This is a genomic window from Phenylobacterium sp., assembly GCF_028290885.1.
Taxonomy (GTDB): Bacteria; Pseudomonadota; Alphaproteobacteria; order Caulobacterales; family Caulobacteraceae; genus Phenylobacterium.
Map to the genome: position 1 here is coordinate 1 of NZ_JAQGIZ010000303.1, position 16,740 is coordinate 16,740.

The 16,740-nt window shown below is 66.2% G+C and carries 12 protein-coding genes and 1 pseudogene; 5 read left to right on the forward strand and 8 right to left on the reverse strand.

Annotation, left to right across the window (positions count from 1 at the left end):
- Positions 1-1,104, forward strand: a pseudogene (locus tag JWP28_RS19860) (3-deoxy-7-phosphoheptulonate synthase class II); the annotation flags it as partial.
- 154 nt (positions 1,105-1,258) lie between these two features.
- Here the strand turns inward: JWP28_RS19860 and JWP28_RS19865 are convergent.
- Together JWP28_RS19865 and JWP28_RS19870 are read right to left on the reverse strand one after the other, a co-directional pair.
- Positions 1,259-2,593, reverse strand: a complete 1,335-nt coding sequence (locus JWP28_RS19865; RefSeq protein WP_299545586.1) for an ATP-grasp domain-containing protein — start codon at positions 2,591-2,593, stop codon at positions 1,259-1,261.
- Between the two features lie 2 nt (positions 2,594-2,595).
- Positions 2,596-3,510: a hypothetical protein gene (locus JWP28_RS19870; RefSeq protein ID WP_299545587.1), complete on the reverse strand. Its 915-nt coding sequence runs from the start codon at positions 3,508-3,510 to the stop codon at positions 2,596-2,598.
- 391 nt (positions 3,511-3,901) lie between these two features.
- Between JWP28_RS19870 and JWP28_RS19875 the strand changes: the two genes are divergently transcribed.
- Complete coding sequence (locus JWP28_RS19875) at positions 3,902-4,774, forward strand: hypothetical protein (RefSeq protein WP_299545588.1); 873 nt, start codon at positions 3,902-3,904, stop codon at positions 4,772-4,774.
- Positions 4,775-4,778: 4 nt separating this feature from the next.
- On the opposite strand, the gene JWP28_RS19880 is transcribed toward JWP28_RS19875, so the two are convergent.
- Genes JWP28_RS19880 through JWP28_RS19890 form a run of 3 tightly spaced genes read right to left on the reverse strand, consistent with a single transcriptional unit; the run spans position 4,779 to position 7,524 of the window.
- Positions 4,779-5,531, reverse strand: coding sequence for a class I SAM-dependent methyltransferase (locus tag JWP28_RS19880; protein ID WP_299545589.1), 753 nt, complete (start codon positions 5,529-5,531; stop codon positions 4,779-4,781).
- A gap of 8 nt (positions 5,532-5,539) precedes the next feature.
- Positions 5,540-6,382 carry a phytanoyl-CoA dioxygenase family protein gene (locus tag JWP28_RS19885; protein ID WP_299545607.1) on the reverse strand — a complete coding sequence of 281 codons (843 nt, stop codon included), beginning with the start codon at positions 6,380-6,382 and terminating at the stop codon, positions 5,540-5,542.
- 2 nt (positions 6,383-6,384) lie between these two features.
- Positions 6,385-7,524, reverse strand: a complete 1,140-nt coding sequence (locus JWP28_RS19890) for a DegT/DnrJ/EryC1/StrS family aminotransferase (RefSeq protein ID WP_299545590.1) — start codon at positions 7,522-7,524, stop codon at positions 6,385-6,387.
- Between the two features lie 314 nt (positions 7,525-7,838).
- Between JWP28_RS19890 and JWP28_RS19895 the strand changes: the two genes are divergently transcribed.
- Entirely contained in the window at positions 7,839-8,939 is a 1,101-nt protein-coding gene (locus JWP28_RS19895) for a methyltransferase domain-containing protein (RefSeq protein WP_299545591.1), read from the forward strand.
- Positions 8,940-8,966: 27 nt separating this feature from the next.
- Here JWP28_RS19895 and JWP28_RS19900 read toward each other — a convergent pair whose 3' ends face one another.
- The gene (locus JWP28_RS19900; protein WP_299545592.1) at positions 8,967-12,305 is read right to left on the reverse strand and encodes a hypothetical protein; all 3,339 of its coding nucleotides are present in this window, start codon (positions 12,303-12,305) and stop codon (positions 8,967-8,969) included.
- Between the two features lie 901 nt (positions 12,306-13,206).
- Here JWP28_RS19900 and JWP28_RS19905 point away from each other — a divergent pair.
- Positions 13,207-13,539 carry a hypothetical protein gene (locus tag JWP28_RS19905; RefSeq protein WP_299545593.1) on the forward strand — a complete coding sequence of 111 codons (333 nt, stop codon included), beginning with the start codon at positions 13,207-13,209 and terminating at the stop codon, positions 13,537-13,539.
- A gap of 51 nt (positions 13,540-13,590) precedes the next feature.
- Here JWP28_RS19905 and JWP28_RS19910 read toward each other — a convergent pair whose 3' ends face one another.
- Entirely contained in the window at positions 13,591-14,076 is a 486-nt protein-coding gene (locus tag JWP28_RS19910; protein ID WP_299545594.1) for a DUF4188 domain-containing protein, read from the reverse strand.
- 168 nt (positions 14,077-14,244) lie between these two features.
- Between JWP28_RS19910 and JWP28_RS19915 the strand changes: the two genes are divergently transcribed.
- Positions 14,245-15,618, forward strand: a complete 1,374-nt coding sequence (locus JWP28_RS19915) for an MATE family efflux transporter (protein ID WP_299545595.1) — start codon at positions 14,245-14,247, stop codon at positions 15,616-15,618.
- Here JWP28_RS19915 and JWP28_RS19920 read toward each other — a convergent pair.
- Positions 15,615-16,508: a cobalamin biosynthesis protein CbiG gene (locus tag JWP28_RS19920; protein ID WP_299545596.1), complete on the reverse strand. Its 894-nt coding sequence runs from the start codon at positions 16,506-16,508 to the stop codon at positions 15,615-15,617. The two genes, JWP28_RS19915 and JWP28_RS19920, sit on opposite strands and share 4 nt — an antisense overlap.
- Between the last annotated feature and the right edge of the window lie 232 nt (positions 16,509-16,740).

The window sequence follows — 16,740 nt, forward strand, 5'->3', positions numbered from 1 at the left end:
GTGCTGACCTTCGCCGGCGGCAAGCCGGTGGTGAAGGTGGGCCGCATGGCCGGTCAGTTCGGCAAGCCCCGCTCCTCGGCCGTGGAGACGCAGGGTGAGATCACCCTGCCGTCCTACCGCGGCGACATCATCAACGGCATGGAGTTCGACGCGGAGACCCGCACGCCGGATCCGCAGCGGCTGATCCAGGCCTACAGCCAGTCGGCCTCGACCCTCAATCTGCTGCGCGCATTCGCCGGCGGCGGCTATGCCGACCTGCACAACATCCATCGGTGGACCCTGGGTTTCGTCAACGACAGCCCGCAGGGTGCGCGCTACCGCGAACTCTCCGAGAAGATCACCGAGTCGCTGACCTTCATGGAGGCCATCGGCGTCACGCCCGAAAGCCATCCGAGCCTGCACCAGGTGGAGTTCTTCACCAGCCACGAGGCGCTGCTGCTCAACCTCGAAGAGGCGATGACCCGCGTCGATAGCACCTCCGGCCAATGGTACGACACCTCGGCCCACCTGGTCTGGATCGGCGAGCGCACCCGCGACCTCGACGGCGCGCACGTCGAGTTCTTCAAGGGCATCAAGAACCCGATCGGCGTGAAGTGCGGCCCGACGATGGAGGCCGACGATCTGCTGCGGCTCTGCGACGCGCTGAGCCCCACGAACGAACCCGGCCGCCTGACGCTCTACGGCCGCTTCGGCTTCGACAGGATCGAGAAGCGCCTGCCGGCCCTGCTGCGCGCCACCAAGGCCGCGGGGAAGTCGGTGGTCTGGGCCATCGACCCGATGCACGGCAACACGCTCACCGCCGACAACGGCTACAAGACCCGACCCTTCGACCGCATCCTCTCCGAGGTGAAGAGCTTCGTGGAGATCTGCAAGGCCGAGGGCGTGCACCCGGGCGGCGTCCATCTGGAGATGACCGGCCAGAACGTCACAGAATGAACCGGCGGCGCGCGGGAAGTCACCGAGGGCGACCTCGCCGACCGCTACCACACCCACTGCGACCCGCGGCTGAACGGCGAGCAGGCCCTGGAGCTGGCCTTCCTGGTGGCCGAGAAGCTGAAGGAAGAGCGCCTGGACGCGGCTCGGGTGGCGGCGGGCGGGAATTAACTCGAAAGCGGAGACCCAGGCTTTTTTTGTTGCCGAAGGTCCGCTTCCGACCTCAGCGGTTCCGCGTGGTGGTATCGGCGGGTCTAGTGCTGACTCATCTCGGGCCTTTGGAACGTCCGTTTCCGGAAGGCAACCTCCCGCTCGCCCGCGCCTGCTAGCGTAGCAACCCCTCAACGGCATCGACGTCGAAGACCGGTATGCCGCAATTGCGCTTCACATCGAGTCGCTCAGGGAAATGGTTATCGATAAAGACGGCGCGGGGCCCGCGAATATGCGCCGATTTTAGTTCGCCGGGCTGAAGGTGTCTGATTTCGTCGAACAGTTCGGCGGCGATGCGGTGGGCGCGCATATGGGCGCCAAGATCGCCGGCGTGGCGGGTGACGAGCACCAGCCGAACGCCCCGGTTGGCGCACTGGTAGAGGAAGCGCATCACCAGTTCGTTTACCTGCCCTTCGTGGACGATGGTGTCGTCGTAGTCGATGAAGACCGTGTCGTACGCGTAGTCGATCCGGTAACGGCTCAGGAGGCAGCGATCCACCATCAGCGGCAGATCATTGATCAGTATACTGACGTCATAATCTAAGGCGTCGAAAGCGCTGAGCAGGGAGAAGTTCACCCCCAACTGACGATAGACCGACATGGTGCCGGCCAGACGGGTGGATATCTCCAAAAGCTTAAATCTGCCGTCGACGGCGCGCTTCAGTTGGAAGAACCACAGGCCGCGGAAGCCCAGCCGGCCGTTGATCCTGTGGGCGATGGCCGAGACCTCGTTGGTAAGGGGCGCCGTGCGCGAGGCGAAGCTGATCCCCATCCTTACCCTGTCGCGGCTGCGGGGCCCGACGAACAGCAGCTGGCCGCGCCGGTCTGTGAAGCAGTCGACGGTGAATTCCTCGCCGGGCAGCCATTCGCAGATGAGCAGGTCCGGATTGCCGGCCGTCGACGCCGCGAGGGCTTCCTTGTCCTTGACTAGCTGCGCGCCCTTTCCACCTTCCCCGACGCTGGGTTTGACGAAAACCGGAAAGGCCTGGACCGCCTGCGCGTCCGCGAACAGTTCCGGGCAGAAATCCTCGTCCTGGAATAGCGCGAACGTGCGGCGCTTCTCTCGGCAGATCAGGGCCGTGCGGGCGTCGGCCGTGACGACCCGGGCGTCAACCTCATTGCGGTGCTCGGCCAAAAACAGGGCGACGGTGTCGTGCGTCGGAAAGATCAGCTCGATGTCATACCTGCGGATGAGGTCGTTCAGGCCCGATAGGAAGTCCGGGTCAGACAGCCTAGGCATGCCGCCGATGTAGTTTTCATAGGCAAAACGGGCGTGGTCCTCGACGCTCGACCCGCCGTAGATCTTGAAATGCACCGAATGACGCAGCGACGCGTGGATTTCCAGGGCGTTCTCCGCCCCGGCGGGGAAGATTAGGACGTTCTTCTTGAGGAAGGGGGCTGGGCTGGAAACGGGCGTTAGAGCGTCGATCTCGATCGGTGCGTCCTGCATCTCTACCCCCGGTAGGACGGGAAATACCCTGTCGGCGGCAGGCCTCCGGCGAGAGCCGCATAGCGTGCCTCGTCCAGCACGGCGCCGCAAAGCATGGCGTGCACCTCGGCGTTGGCGAAGCCGCGCTTGAAGACGGCCAGGCCGTCGGATGGATCGTCGCGCGAGCCAGCGCCGCCGCCCAGGTTCAATATCGCCGCCTGACTGAAATGGGCGATGGCCGCGTCGTAAAGGGCGTAGTTGGCGCCATTAGCGTAGCCAAGCGCGTTCGAGGCCCCGAGGTGATTGTATGCCACCCCCGCGTGCTCGAACCAGATGGTCATGGCGCTGATCTCGTTTCCCACATAAGCGGCCAGCGCGGTCATGCGCGGCTCCCGCGAGAGGGCGGTGAAATATGCCTCGCGGAAGGCGGTGACGCCAGTGATGGTGTGGCGCTCCACAAGACCATCATAAAGCTGGGTCCAGGCCGGTAGGTGATCGGTCAAGCGAACAAGCTCGACGCGGCAGCGCCGCTGGGCGCGGCGGATCTCGGCGCGGTGGTGTTTAGAAGGCGCATAGTCACCTGCGGCGCGGTCGACGAGGTAATGTATCTTGAAGGGGCGGCACAGGCCGAATGCGGCGGTAAGCCGGTTCACCTCAGGGCTGGCCAGGGGATCGGGCACCAGCACCACGGACACTAGACCCTGGTCGGCCAGCCGGCCCAGCCCATCCTTCAGATCGGCCTGCTCGCGGATCGGCGTCATGGGATAGACGCCCATGGCGTCTCGCAAACCGGGAAGCCCCCTTGTGTCACGGGGAGAAATCTCGCGCGTCAGAACGAAGCTGCCCCAATCCATCACCTCCAGCGCCGCCCCCGTCCCGTCGGCCAGGGCTCGGGCATAGTCGCCCGCGGCGTAGGGATGGATCGATGCGCTGGTCATGGCCGGACAGTCCCTCGCAAAGGGCCGAACAGGGCGCCCTGTCCATTCGACGCCAGAGGGAATTAACGAGCCGCTAACCCTGTTTGCGCAAGCTCACCTGCATCCTGCTCCATAAACCAACCATTGAGCCTATGCTCCAGCCGGCCTCACTCAAAAGCGCCCGCTTGGCCACGAGGGCGCGCGCGCCGGAAGAGGCTGCGGCGGGCCAAGGCGCATGATGGCAGCGGTTCCGATCCGGACCTTGGGCAGCCTCATGCCTGCGGCTGATCGGGGCGAGCGCCAAACGGACAGCCTTTGGAGCTTATGGACCGACGGCTGGACCTGTCACGCGGCGTTCCGCACTGCCCGCTCGGCTCTAGCGTCCCTGCTCGCTCAGCGGGACATCCGCCGGTTGTGGCTGCCGGCCTACGCCTGTGACGTGCTCGCCCAGGCATCCGTGGGTGTGGAGGAGATCATCTGGTACAGCGCCGGCGCGCGCCTGCAGGTCGAACCCGGCTCGTTCGCTTCGCTGCGGCCTGGTGATGCCGTTCTGGCTGTCGACTACTTCGGCCGATCGCCAGACGCGGCTTTCCGCCAGTTCGCCGCCAGCCGACCCGACGTCCTGTGGATCGAGGACCGCGCCCAAGCCATGGCCCCAGATGCCCCGGCGTGGGGAGACCCGCTGCTCTACAGCCCGCGCAAGCTCATCGGCGCGGCGGACGGGGGTCTCCTGGTCAGCGCCGCCCCCTTGCCCCAGCCCGACGCCGCATATGATCCAGCGGATGATGCGTCGCTCTGGGCGCCCGAGGACGTCCGTTCAGCCGATCCCGACGGGCGAGCGGCCGAGGCCTGGTTCCCCCTGTTCCAGCAGCGCGAGGCCGCATTCGAAGTAGACCGGCGGCCCATAAGCCGCCGCACCTTGGAGGCGCTGTCGCGCGTCGATGCTGGAACGGCGATTCGCCGCCGCCGAGCGAACTATTCCAGGCTGCTGGCCCGCCTCACCGATTTCGCGCTTTGGCCGGACGTCCGACCGGACTTCGCGCCGCTGGCCTTCCCGGTGCTGATCGAGGACCGGGACCAGGTCGTCGGACTGATGGGCGCGCGGGGCCTGTTTTGCGCCCGGCACTGGAGCGACCTGCCGTGCCCGAAAGACGGCTTCCCCGAGGCCTGGGCGCTTTCCGCCCGCATGCTCTCGATCCCGTGCGACCAGCGTTATGACGAAGAGGATATGGAGCGGGCGGCCGAGGCGCTCAAGGCGGTCGCCAGGCCGGCCCGGGCGTTCTGAAACCTCAGTCGCGCCGTTCGGCGATGACGAAGATGCTGGCGGACATGGCCGGATGCTCCTTGCCCAGCTGGTAGCAGCCTTCCATGAAGGCCTCGCTGATCAGGGGACCGCCGATGAGGGCGTCGAACTGGAAATTGGCCAGAGGTTTGAAGAAGATGCCGCCGCTCTCGGCGATCTTCAGCCCCGCCGCAAGGGCGTCACGGCACAGGGTGTCCAGGCGATAGACCCGGCGGTGGCCCGCCGCGATGTCGGAGGGGCTCAGGTCCTCCAGATGGGTGAGCGCCCCCATCTTCACCGCGATGCGGCGCGACGCCGCCTCGGCGTTGGGCACGACCACGTAGAGCCGTCCGCCCGGAGTCAAAAGGCCGCCCAGCTTGCGAAGCGCGACGACCGGATCCTTCACGTGCTCCAGCACGTGGGAGAAGAAGATGGTCTCGTAGCGGGCGTCCGTCTCGAAGTCTTCCACCAGCCCTTCGACGAATAACACCTTGTCGCCGACCCGTTCGCGGGTGAGGTCGATGAATTCGCGTGCGCCTTCCACCACGGTTAGGTCGCTGTATCGCTCCAGCAGCAGGGTGGTCTGATCGCCGTGGGCGCAGCCGACCTGCAGGCAGTTCCCGTCACGGAAGAACGGAGCGAAGGTGCGCATCATGTAGTCGCGCATCTTAGCGTCGAAGGGCGCAATCTGCTCGCCGTAAGAGGCCGTCACCGCGTTCAGGTGCGTCCGTTCCTCGTCGGCGGTGCGGGTCCTCGTCACGGCTACGCTCATCGCTGGTCCGACTTGAACATCCATCGCTCCATCGGCTGGTAGTATTCCTCAAGGCTAGCGGCGACCCGCGCGTTGAAGCCCAGGAGCTGGCGGGCAAACGGAGTGAAACGGTCCTGGACATCCTGCGGCAGGTACCGGGAGAAATCGATCTGAGGCTTCACATAAGGGCGCCCGAAACACAGGGTGAGGCAGCGGCGGGGGCTGGACTCGGTGCGGTTGGGCGCGGCGCTGTGCACCACGAGGCTGTTGAACAGCACGATGTCGCCCGCCTTGCCGGTGATCTGTCTGGCATGGCGCTCGAACAGCGCGGTCGACGGCGGCTCGGGCAAGTGATGCGATCCGTCCAGGATCAGGGTGGCGCCATTCTCGGCGGTGAAATCATCCAGCATCACCAGCATGTTGAGCGACAGATGATAGTCGCCTGTATAGGCCCGCACGTCGCGGTGCGGCTTGCAGGTGTATGGCCTGGCGCCGGGCGGATTGATCGCTGCGCCGTAGGTCAGGATGATGTACTTGCCATCGTCGAAGTAGCGCTCGATCTCCTCCTGCAGCGGCAGTTCATCGAGGAAGCGGTCCAGGGCGCCGCCATAGCCGACGACGTGGTGCGCAGCGCCTTCCATGCTAGCCGTGGCCACCCCGTTCTTCTCTTGCACCTTACGGCACGCCTCGTAGGCCTTCTCGCATTCCTGGCCGAGCGCGCGCACGCCGCTGTCGGGGAGGCATCCGGGGAACAGCACCCAACCACGCGCCCGCATCAGGAAGGCGGACTCTTCGGCCGAGATTGCCGCAGCAGGCAGGCCGTCCCGGGCGGCGAGGTTTGTCCTTGGAGAAATGGACATCGTCACCCTTGCGCCACTGCGGCTACCAGGGCCTCGGCGAGCCAGTCCACCTCATCGCCGGTCATGTCCGCGAAATAGGGCACGCCGAGGGTCGAGTCTGCCGCTTGCTCCGTGACCGGCAACAGGTCCGTCGGCAGACCGGCGAAGGCAGTAGAGCGATGGCATCCAGCTCCCCACCATCGCCGGGTTTGAATGCCTTGCGCCTCTAGTCGCGCCTCAATGCGGTCTGCGGAATTGGCGGGCAACCCGACCACGCAGGTGCTCGACACCCAGTTTAGGCCCCAACCCGGTTGGAACCCGACCTCCGGCGTTCCCATCAGGGCGATGCGCAAACGCTGGGCCACCTTGGCGTAGCGCAGGCGTGTCGCGGGCCACAGGTCCAGACCCGCAAGGCCGACGGCGGCGGTGTATTCGCTCATCTTGGCGTTGGTGGCGGGCACCCAGGCGTTACGGCTGCCGCGAAAGCCGAAAGACGTGCGCTCCTGCATGCGCTCGATGAAGTCTGCATCCTCGCACGCGACGAAGCCGCCCTCCCCAACGCCGAGCGCCTTGGTCGCATGCAGGCTGACCACTGTTGGTAGAGACGCCTCGGTCGCCGTGTCGAAGGCTGCGGCGGCGTCGACAAGCACCGACAGGCCTGTTTCCCGACGGAAGGCCGACCACGCCGCCATGTCGATCTGCTGGCCGAATGCGCACACAGGAATCACCGCCGCGACGCGCCCTGGGGCTGCAGATAATCGATCGCGGACATAACCAGGGTCCAGCATCCAACTAACGGGGTCGACGTCGACGAACCACGGAATTAGACCAGCCTGCAGCACCGCGTGGGCGGTCGCGACAAAAGTCCAGGAGGGAATAGCGCACAACGCCCCTTCGGGAGCGCTCAGCGCCTTAAGACCTATAGCCAATCCGAGGGTAGCGTTTGCTACGGTGAGGGTCGCTGCGGAAGGCAAGAAGCGCTGGGCCAAGCGCGCTTCGAAATCCCTGACCAACGGCCCGAAATTCGAATACCAGGCCAGCTCGTCGATTTTGCGAAGATAGGGCGTCAGCGCTTCGAGATCAGGCAATCGAGGCCGCGCGACCACGAGCCCGTCCGATGGCGGAAAGCCGTTGATGGGACGCAGAACTGCGGACGGCGGCATGTGGAGTTTCCAGTCTAGTGCGTTTCAACTTGCATTCACAATGGTTAACTCGACATTAGCGTTGGTCCGGTCTGCTCGTTGACTGGCTCAGGGGCAAGCAGGTCCGATAATCGGCCAGACGAGTCTGCCGAAGGACTTCCGATGGTCATCCATGACCCGCGCGCTGTGCGGACAAGGCGGGTCTATGCTGCGCAAGCCTGAGGGCTCCGCGCGCACGCCTCTTGAAAACCACCTGAGCCAAGGCTCAGATCAAACCAGGACGCTCGTTGTGGCTGGATGAGAAACGGGGGTCACGTCAATCGAAGGAGCCATCGATGGCCATAGGATGCCCGATCTGCGGTGGCGAGACAGGGGAAGTGCCTAACCTGTTTTGCGAGACCTATGGTCGACTGCGCTTTCCTGGCGTCGAGCTGCACCACCATGAATGCCGCAGCTGTGGTCACGGCTTGCTCCTGCACGATCTGCCCCTTGAGCGGCTCTATACGGTCGCGATGGCGACGCCGATGGACCACGGGCGCGATGTTCGGCTCGACTTCATCACGGCGCATCTCGACCTCGGCCGGGTGGCGGGCGCGGTGATCGAGATCGGCGGTGGACCAGGGGAACTGGCCGACCAGGCGCGTCGCGCAGCCGGCAAGGACCGCGCCTACGTCGTCGACTTCGTAAGCCGCGTCGCCTTCCCGAACCTGGACTTCGTAAAGGTCGATCTGAATAGCGAGGCCATCCGCCTCGTTGAGTCCTTCGATACCCAGGCCGCCCATCTGTTCCTGCTGTCACATCTGCTCGAACATCTCGAGGATCCCGCCGCGCTCCTCACGCAACTGCAGAGGTTTGAGAATAGCTTCGCCTTTATCGAAGTGCCTGACTTCGGCTCGCGGCATTCGCCGGCGACTCTGCAATGGCAGATGAATGGCCTCGAGCATGTTCAATATTTCAACGACGCCTCGCTGATCGAACTTTTGCATAAGGGCGGATTCCAGGTTCTGGCCTTCGAGACGCAGGCGGCGCCAAACATGACGGTGATCCGAACGCTATGCGCTCCCCGCCGGATCGGGGCCGCCGGCATCGAGCAGCACAACGCCCTTTACCATCTGATCGTTGAGCGCTTTCGCAGCAAAATCCTCTCGGAGCCACCGGGTCGTGAAGTCTGGGTGTGGGGCTTGTCGCCCTACATGGCAGAGGCGCTGACGCAATCGGACGAGGCGCGCGGGCGGATCAGCGGCATCGTGGATAATCGTTATCCGGGGTCGACGTTTCTGGGTCTGAGGGTTTTCCAAGAGCCTGGAGTCGCGCCAGACAATCGACCTCTTATCCTGTGTGGTTCCACCTACTCCGTCGTGCGATCAGCTTTCCTCGCCAAGGCGACAAAACTTTGGCCCGACGCCGAGTTTTTCACAGTATCTCTCGACGACTAACGCCCTCAATCCGCGGCTGGCCCACAGCTAGTCGCCGTTACGCTTGGCCCACGTAGAGAACATCTCGCGATAGGTCTGCTCGAGCCTACGGGTGAAGCCGTGCGCGTCGCACACCGGCGAGGCTTCGAACGTCGGCCGCACGCGGGCGCGCAGGGCGTCCAAGGCTTGGACATCCGCGGTCAAAGCCAGGGCGCGTGCGACGTAGTCGTCCCAGTCCTCGGCGATCAGTTCGGGCAGGGCCTGCACGGCGGCGACGCCAATCCGGCTGTAGAAGTCGCCGCCGCGCAGGGTCAGCACGGGCACGCTGTTGGCCAGGGCGTCGCAGGTGGTGGTGCCGCCTGGGCAGGGTGAAGGGTCAAGCGCCAGGTCGATGCCGCCGAACGACGCTAGATAGTCCGTGCCCGTGCTGTGGCCCGCGAAGGTGATACAGGCCGGATCGACGCCGTGGGCGGCGAAGCGCGCCTGCACTACGCGGCGCAACACCGGGTCGTCGTAGTAGCCGTACTTCAGGAGAAGGCGCGAGCCGCGGCGGCCCTTGAGAATGCGCGCCCAGGTGGCCACCGTCTCATCGCTGATCCGCGCCGGATTGTTGAACGAGCCGAAGGTGATGTGCCCGGCGCTGGCCGCCGGCGTAGGGGTCGGCGGCAGTCGGCCGGGCAAGGGCTGGTAGGGCACGGTCACCGGCCCGACGTGCAGCACCTTCTCGGTGAACAGCGCGTCGGTACCTGGTGCGTCCATGCTGTCGGCATGCAGAACGTAGTCCATGGCCGGAAGGCCGGTGGTCTGCACGAAGTTGATCCATGCGGCCTGGATCGGGGCCGGCTTGTAGGCGAAGACTCCCAGACGGCCGCCGGCGGTGAAGCCCCATAGGTCGATGAGGATATCGATGCGGTCGGCGCGGATCGCCTTGGCCGCCGCCAGATCGTTCAGCCCGCCAATGCCGCGGACCATGCCCGGCAGAGCATCCTCGGCGCCTGGGTTGGCGCTGTAGAAGTGGAGATCGACGGCGGCCGGATCGTGCGCCAGCGCCACCGGTATGATGAACTGCTTCAGCTGTGAGCGGGTGAAGCTCGGCGCCACGAAGCCGATCTTCAGCCTGCGGTCGGCGTTGCGCGGGTTGGCGAAGTCTTCCGGGAGCGGCTGGATGTCGCCGGTGAAGCGCTGGGCCCAGGCCCGCGCCTCGGCGGCGTAGCGGGTCACCCCGTCCGGAACGAAGAACAGGCTGTAGAGCAGGAATTGGTAGGCGGCCGAGGAGTTGAACAGATCGGCTGTGGCGCGGAAGACGTTGGCCGCCTCCTCGGCGCGGCCCTGGTGCTGCAACGACAGGCCTAGGCTCAGCAAGCCCTGCTCGGTCGGGGACTCCAGCGAGATGCCGCAACTGAAGGCCACACTGGCCAAGGCCACGAGCTTGTGGCCATAGAGCTCGAATGCGGCGGCCCCGGCAAAGGCCGGATCACTGCGAACGCGCTGCATGTCGACACCCATCTCGCGAAGCACGGCGACGGCGTGGAATGTGCGGCCCTGGTCGAGGGCGATCTCGCCAGCGTCTGCTTCGCCGGCCGCCATCAAGGCGCTGGCCCGCCAGTAATGGAGTTCGAAGCTGGCCGGATCACGCTGGATCATGGCGTCGAGGCGCCGCAGGGCTGCGGGGGTGTGGCCGTCGAGCAGCTCGGTCTTGGCCAGGAGGACGGTCTCGCTGATCGTCGGCGCCGCTGAGGCCTCGGCCGCTTCGATCCGCGCGGAATCGGGGCTGGCCAGCCAGCGGTCGAACATCTCTCGGAAGGCCGCTTCCAACCGGCGGGTGAAGCCCACCTCGTCGCGATAGGGTGAGGCGTCCAGCGCTGGTCGTGTGCGGGCGCGTAGGGCCTCCACGGCGGCGAGGTCGCCCGCCAGGTCGACGGCGATGCGCACATAGTCGTCCCAGGTTTCGCCCACCAGCTCCGGCATTCCCATCGCCATCAGGGCCTGCATGCCGACGCGGGCGTAGTAGTCGTCGCCCTGCAGTGAGATCACCGGGACGCCGCGCGATACCGCCTCCATGGTGGTCGTTCCGCCGGTCACCGGGGACGGATCGAGGGCGATGTCGATCTCCTCGAACGCTTGCTCGTAGGCCTCGCCTTTGGAGTGGCCGCGGAACAGCAACTGGTCGGCGCTGGCCCCCTGCGCCACGAAACGCGCGGTGGTCTCGGCGCACAGCACGGGATCGGCGAAGACGCTATATTTCAGCACGAGCTTGGCGGTCGGGCACGCCTTGAGGATGCGCGCCCAGGCGGCCACAGTCGGATCGGTGACCTTGGCTGGATGGTTGAACGAGCCGAAAGTGACATAACCCTTCGATGCCGAAGGGGCGGGCGAGAGCCTCGCCGTCGGCGTCGGCCGGAAAGGAACCATCACCGGACCGACGTTGTAGATGGTCTCGGTGAACAGCTCTTGGGCGCCCGGCGTATCCATGTGATCGCCATGGAGTACGTAATCCATCGCCTTGAAGCCCACCGAGTGGGTGTAGTTCATCCAGGAGATTTGCACTGGCGCGGGCCGGAGCGCGAAGGTCACGGGCCGGCCAAGGCGGAAGTGGCCGTCAAGATCGATCAATACATCGATCTTGTCGGCGCGGATCAGTTTAGCGATGTTGGAGTGGGTGACGTCGCGCACGGAGCGCATGGTGACGTCCGGGATTTCCACCTCCGCGTCCGCCGAGTCGACGTACATGAATACCTCGACCTGGGTGGGATCATGATTTTCCAGCACGGGATTCAAGAAATGCCGTAGCTGGTTGTTGAGGGTCGGCGTCAGGTAACCGACGCGCAGTCGCCGGTCGGACCGCCGTTCGACCAGTGGGGGCGGGAGGATCGGCAATCGATCAACGACCCGGTTTGCCCAGCGGCGCGCCTCCTCGAAGTGGGCCTTCCCGCCGTCGCATCGGAAGAACAGAGCGTAGAGTAGGTAGCCGTACGCCGCCGGGTTGCCGTCGAGCATGGCGCGGAACACGTCTTCGGCTTCGCGGACACGGCCGAGGTAGTGCAGCGCTTGGCCGAGAACGAACTGGGCTTCGAGCCGGCGGGCCGGATCGCGGGCCGCGTGAATGAGGGCGACGACGGCCGCGGCCATGCTCCAGCGGTTGTAGAGGGTGCGCCCGATGGCCACAGCGTAAGCGGAATCTGTGGTGAGCCGCGTCATGTCGACACCGCTCTCGCGCAGGACGGCCTCGCTATGCAGGGTGCGAGCGCGCTCCAGCGCCTCGGCCGCGGCGGCCGCATCGCCGGCGGCGCCTAGGGCGGCAGCGTGAGCGAAGAGCCGTTCGACACTCTCGTCCTCGATGTTCGACGAAGTGGCGGGGTCGGTCAGTCGCTGGACGGAAGCTGGCATAGCTGCAGCCTCGTGAATAATGGTTAATTGCGCGTTAGGTCCGCAGCTCCGCCTACCGAATGGAACGGGTAAAATACGCTATCGGAAAACGATGAATATGGACGGCGCCGTCAAGCAACCAAGTAAAGCGCGCTGTCGCCATTTTTCGTCCCGCACAACCGGCAAGTTAGACAAGCAGAAACGAGCTGAAACTCCGTCGGCATGGACGCCGCAGGCAGGTCTTCGTCGTTGCCTTGACAGTGCCATTGCGCACTTGGCAAAGGCGTTGGGCAAACCAGTCAGATCTTAAACCGCTTTATGCCTGCTGGAAGTGATTCACGGACTGCGACGACGGCCCTTGGTCTCCACGGCGAGGCTCTTGCGGCAGCTGCCGCCAGGATATGACTCTTCGCAGGCCCTTCGCAGGTCGGCTCTGCGGCAAGACTGCAATGTCCACTGATGGCGCGGAGCCGTCCTTCACAGGGACCCAAGTCTCCTGCGCGGCCAGACAGTTTCACGCCAGGTCGGGGAATATTTTGGCGATCGTGTGTTCTTCTTTTGTTCATGCTCGAAATGCCAATCTCCAGCGCAGCACCAAGCGATTCTTCACAGGATGCGCCGGAGGCATTCGCCTGTGGCGCGACCCACGGTCGGACGGAACAGCGGCTGGCGATGCTTCGGGAGCTGTCCGAGATCGGTATGCGGCTGGCGCGCGGCGTCGAGCGGCAGGCCGAGACACCGGAGACGGCGAGCGGCGACCTGGGCCTGGCGTTCTCGCGCATCGCGCGCGCCGTGCGCCAGACGCTGGCGCTGGAGGCCCGGCTCGAAGGCGAACGCGAGGCCCGCGTCCAGGAAGAGCGGGCAATGCGCGACCAGCAGTTTGGCCCGGGCAACCCGCTCGTCGATCGACCGACGCTCGAAGTTGGTGCGCCGCGCGGTCGGCCAGGCGATCGAGGCCGACGCCGGAGAACACGATTTCGAGCAGCTGTTCGACGACCTCGACGAACGGCTTGCGGACCGCGAGGACGACGACTTCCTCGACCGGCCGATGAGCGAACTGGTGGCGCGCATCTGCAAGGACCTGGGCGTCACCGTGGATTGGAGCCTTTGGAAAGACGAAGACTGGGCGCTGGCCGAATCCGCCGCCCGAGCGAAACCGCCGCCCGGCGATGCGCCGGGCCTGGACCTGACCGGTGATCTCACACCCGCTGCCCGTCCGCGCGCAGCCGGGACGCCAAACTGGTTGTCGGGCTGACCCGCCGTCGCCCTGTTGAGGCGCCGATCCGGCGACAGGGCACGCCCTGCGTCAGGCCGCGACCTTCCCCTTCACCCGCTGCCTCGCCGCCTGCCTTCCGCCCACGGCATCGACGATCCGCCCCACCGCGCCCAGGCCGTAGGGCGGCATGTTGTTGTAGATGTTCTCATACCTGCCGGGCTCGATGACGTAGGTCTCGTGCCAGATGCCGACGTCGCCGTTGGAGGCGATGGCCTTGTTGAAGGCCTGCCAGGCGGGCAGGTGGGCCTTGTCTCGGGCCTTGGCATAGGCCTCCAGCGCCTCGAAGCTCTTCCAGTACTGGGTGACGGTCACGTTCGGGAAGCCGAAGTGGTTTTCCGCGTGCAGCAGGCCGAGCTCCGGCTGCTTGCCCAGTTCGATCAGCATATTTGGCATGGCCGTGGCCACCGGCAGCCATTTCCAGACCTTCCACGGCTTGTTCACTCGCATACCGATGAGGAAGACGACGAAGCCGCCGTCCATCTCGGCGCAGACCCGCCGCTCGACGATCTTGGCCATCTTACGTCTCCCCTGGTCTTCGGGCAGCATACGGCCGAACCCAGGTTTCCGGATGTGCCTTCCGCGTCACGCCGGCCGCTTGTGACGGTTGGCGGGCCAAGCTTGGCTTGCCCCTTTTTGACGCCGGCGCCAGTGTCCGCGCCTCTTTGAAAACCAGGGATCACCGTCATGGACCGCCCCGCGGCCCAGGCGTCCTCCGTCGCGGGAGGGCGCCCCCGTCCTGTCCGCACCGAACTGGCCGAGCTCATGAAGCTCTCCTGGCCGGTGGTGATCTCGCGCCTGGGCATCATGGCCATGGGGCTGTCGGACGCCATCGTCGTGGGGCGCTATTCGGCGACGCAGCTCGGCTACCACGCGCTCGGCTGGGCGCCGACCAGCGTGGTGGTGACGATGGCCATCGGCCTGCTCTCCGGCGTGCAGGTGATGACCGCGCGCGCCATCGGCGAAGGGCGGCGGCAGGAGACTGGCGCGGTGCTGCGGCGGGGCCTCTCCTACAGCCTGTGGATCGGGATGATCTCGGCCGGCCTGCTGGCGCTGGGCGGGCCGCCGTTCCTGCACGCCATCGGCCTGGAGAAGAGCCTGGCCGACGGGGCGAGCCGGGTGCTGCTGGTGTTCTGCCTGTCGCTGCCGGCCTATGCGCTCAGCACCAGCGCCAGCTTCTGGATGGAGGGCCTGTCGCGGCCGGGACCCGGCGCCTGGGCCATGTGGATCGCCAACGGCGTCAACCTGGCCTTCGACCTGCTGCTGGTGCCGGGGACCTTCGGCCTGCCGGCGCTGGGCGCCATGGGCGGCGCCTGGGCCACCACCGGGGCCAGGACGTTCCTGGCCGTCGCCATGCTCGGCTACATCGCGCTGATGCCCGAGGCCCGCGCCCTGGGCGTGTTCGACAAGCCCGAGCGCAACCGCGCGGCGGAGGCCGAGCAGCGGCGGATCGGCTTTGGCGCCGGCGCCTCGAACTTCTTCGAGGTCGCCGCCTTCGCCAGCATGAACATCATCGCCGGCTGGATCGGCGGGCTGGCGGTGGCCGCCTGGGCGATCGTGCTCAATGTCGCGGCCATCGTCTTCATGGTCCCGCTGGGGCTGTCGACCGGGGCGGCGGTGCGGGTCGGGCGGGCCTACGGCGCGAGGGACCCGGCGGGCGTGGTCCGCGCCGGGCTGATCGCCTTTGCGGTGACCGGCGTCTTCGGCGTGCTGGTTTCGCTGGCGGTCTGGCCGAACGCGGCCCTGATCGCCAGCGCCTATACGGGGAACCCGCTGACGCTTGCCATGGCCGTCCCGGCGCTGGCGCTCTCCTGCCTGATGTACTTCCCGGATTCGCTGCAGGTGGTGACCGCCCAGGCGCTCAGGGCGCGCGGCGACGTCTGGCTGCCGAGCGGCACGCACCTGACCAGCTACATCCTGATCATGATGCCGCTCGCCTGGTGGCTGGCGATCCCCATGGGGCTGCAGATCATGGGCCTGGTCTGGGCGATCGTGATCGCCAGCGTGGTCTCGGCCGGTCTGCTGCTGGCGCGGTTCTGGATGCTGAGCCGCCGAGATTAGCCGGCGCCGAGGATCCAGCCCTCTTCGCGCTCGGCGTCGAGCACCACGTCCGCGGCCGTGCCCTTCGCCGGGGCGAACAGCGCGCCCAGCTTGTTGGCTTCGTCGAGCCTGGCGAAATGCTCGGCGGTGGTGCGAACCTGGGTCAGGTCCTTTACTTCCCCGGGCAGGGCGGGCCCCTTGATCAGCGAGGGGTAGACCTCCGCCAGCACGATATCGACGCCGGCGAGCTCGGCCTCGGTCAGCGCCTTGAACTCGGTCTCGAACGGCCACGCCCTGGCCGCCCGCGCCAGCCGCAGCCGGCGCGCCACCGGCATGCCCAGGATCGCCTGACCGCCCACCGAGCCGTTGTAATAGAGCTTCCAGATCGAGGCCGCGCCCTTGGCAGCCAGGTCCGTATGGCGGAACTCCGGCAGGTCGTCGGGTCCGTGCGGGCGCAGCTTCTTGGGCTGAAGCGTCGTCAGCGTGTCGCGCGGCGGGCAACCCCAGAAAGGGAAGGGCCCGCCGGTCAGCCGCCGGTTGATCTCCGAGGCCACGCCGAAGCGGTTGTTGGTGTTGTCGGGCTTGTCCTTGACCATCTTGTCAAGCTGGTCCCAGGCGGCGCGCCAGGGCGCATCGCCGGGCAGCTTGAGCGCCTCGGCGAACCCACGCGGGAAACCCAGCGGGAAGTCGAAGCCCACCAGGGCGCGTTCGGACCGCTTCTTCAGGTCGTCGAGGATCAGGTTGAGGCGCTTCTCGGCCTCTGCGCGGGTTGGGGGGTTGAAGCTCTCGAACGCCATGCGGAAGCGTACGTCGCGCTTGAGCACACCGATCCATGCGGAGTCCGCCCCGGTCGTCGGCTTCGACGCCGCGCTCCAGTCGACGATCACATAGGCGCTGAAAAGGCGCGGCACGGCGGCTCCCGAAAAGCGAGAAAGACGCAGGGTTCTAGCTCTTAGCGTGTGACCGGCCAACGACGCTTTTCCCTCCCCTTTCTGGGGAGGCTGGCGACGCCGCAGGCGGAGACGGGCGGGGAAGCCGCGACCAGGAGCTGAATCAGCAATCCGGCCCACATTATCCCCACCCGACCTCGGCGGAGTTTATCCTCGGGCCGGCATTCGCCGGACCCGGGGGCCTCGGCCACCC

Bases quoted from the DNA above. Each gene is read 5' to 3' on its own strand.
- JWP28_RS19865 (WP_299545586.1), bottom strand. From the start codon at position 2,593: ATGCAGGACGCACCGATCGAGATCGACGCTCTAACGCCCGTTTCCAGC.
- JWP28_RS19870 (WP_299545587.1), bottom strand. From the start codon at position 3,510: ATGACCAGCGCATCGATCCATCCCTACGCCGCGGGCGACTATGCCCGA.
- JWP28_RS19885 (WP_299545607.1), bottom strand. From the start codon at position 6,382: ATGTCCATTTCTCCAAGGACAAACCTCGCCGCCCGGGACGGCCTGCCT.
- JWP28_RS19890 (WP_299545590.1), bottom strand. From the start codon at position 7,524: ATGCCGCCGTCCGCAGTTCTGCGTCCCATCAACGGCTTTCCGCCATCG.
- JWP28_RS19895 (WP_299545591.1), top strand. From the start codon at position 7,839: ATGGCCATAGGATGCCCGATCTGCGGTGGCGAGACAGGGGAAGTGCCT.
- JWP28_RS19900 (WP_299545592.1), bottom strand. From the start codon at position 12,305: ATGCCAGCTTCCGTCCAGCGACTGACCGACCCCGCCACTTCGTCGAAC.
- JWP28_RS19910 (WP_299545594.1), bottom strand. From the start codon at position 14,076: ATGGCCAAGATCGTCGAGCGGCGGGTCTGCGCCGAGATGGACGGCGGC.
- JWP28_RS19915 (WP_299545595.1), top strand. From the start codon at position 14,245: ATGGACCGCCCCGCGGCCCAGGCGTCCTCCGTCGCGGGAGGGCGCCCC.